This is a genomic window from Sphingobium sp. C100, assembly GCF_000508185.1.
Taxonomy (GTDB): Bacteria; Pseudomonadota; Alphaproteobacteria; order Sphingomonadales; family Sphingomonadaceae; genus Sphingobium.
Window position 1 is genome coordinate 1 of sequence record NZ_AYOY01000104.1, and the last position, 1,405, is coordinate 1,405.

Genomic DNA, 1,405 nt, shown 5'->3' on the forward strand with positions numbered 1-1,405 from the left:
GAGGGCATAGCGTGGATGGTACGCTAAACAACGCTAAGGGCGAACAATCAGCGAACGCTTAGGCGGCGCGGCTATCCGGCGGCAGATTGAGGGCCTTGCGGCCAGCGGAAGCGGCTGCTCGATCCCAGAGGAAATCGCCCGAGAAAGCAATATGCTCCCAACCTACTGGGGACGTATGGGCGAGTAGATCATCAGGCACCGCGACCGATGTTGATCGTAGATGCTGGGCGGCGGCATCCATGTAGATCGTGTTCCAATAGACGATCGCGGCGACGAGCAGATTGAGGCCGGACGCCCGATATTGCTGCGCCTCGTGGCTGCGGTCGATGATGCGGCCCTGGCGGAATGTGTAGATCGCCTGCGTCAGGGCATGGCGCTGCTCGCTGTTGTTGAGACCGGCATGGCATCGCCGGCGCAGATCGGGATTTTCTAGCCAGTCCAGCATGAACAGCGTCCGCTCGATCTTGCCGATTTCCTGTAGCGCGACATCGAGCTGGTTCTGCCGTTCGTAGGCAGCGAGCTTTCGCAGCATGACCGATGGCGCGACATGGCCGGCCTTGATCGACCCTACGAGGCGCAGCACGTCTTCCCATTGCTCACCGATGATGTCGGTGCGGATACGCTTGCCCAACAGCGGGGTGATGGACGGATAGGCCGTGACCGGCGCGATCGGCGCGAGCCGCCTGTCGGGGAAGTCGCGCAGGCGCGGGCAGAAGCGAAATCCCAGCATCGCGCACAGGGCGAAGACATGATCGGTCGCCCCGCCGGTGTCGGTGTAATGCTCGACGATCCTGAGATCGGTGCCGTGGCTGGTGAGGCCGTCGAGGACATAGGGCGCCTCATGCGTCGCGGCCGAGATCACTTTGACGTGGTAGGGCGCGCGCTGATCAGAATTATGGGTGTAGAAGCTGAAGCCATGATCGACGCCATAGCGGGCGTTGATATCGCCGCCCGACGCGCCGCGCTTCGCGGCCCTGAAGAACTGGCCATCGGAACTGGACGTGGTGCCGTCGCCCCATACTCGTGAGAATGGCAGGCGGTGGTGCGCGTTGATGAGGAGGGCCAGCGCCGCGCGGTAGCTGTCGTCGCGGATATAGGCGTCATGGGTCCAGAGGAGCTGATCGCGCGTGACGCCCTGACTCGCCGCCGCCATGCGCGACAGGCCGAGATTGGTCGCATCGGCGAGGATCGTGGCGAGCAGCGCGTTTTCATTGGGACACGGCTCGCCGGTACGCAGGTTGGTGAACGCCGCAAGAAAGCCGGTTTCCTGCGCCACCTCATGCAGTAGCTCGGTGATGCGGATGCGTGGCATCATGGCATCGAGCCGGTCGGCCAGCGCTTCGGCGTCGGGCGTCGCGATCGTGCGAACGGGGGATATCTGGAGGCGGTCGTCGCGATATCGCAC

The 1,405-nt window shown here is 63.7% G+C and carries 1 protein-coding gene; it reads right to left on the reverse strand.

Going from position 1 to position 1,405, the window contains the following annotated elements; genetic code table 11:
- Window positions 1-58 precede the first annotated feature (58 nt).
- A partial coding sequence (locus tag C100_RS32330; RefSeq protein WP_037529990.1) for a Tn3 family transposase occupies window positions 59-1,405 on the reverse strand: 1,347 nt, incomplete at its 5' end.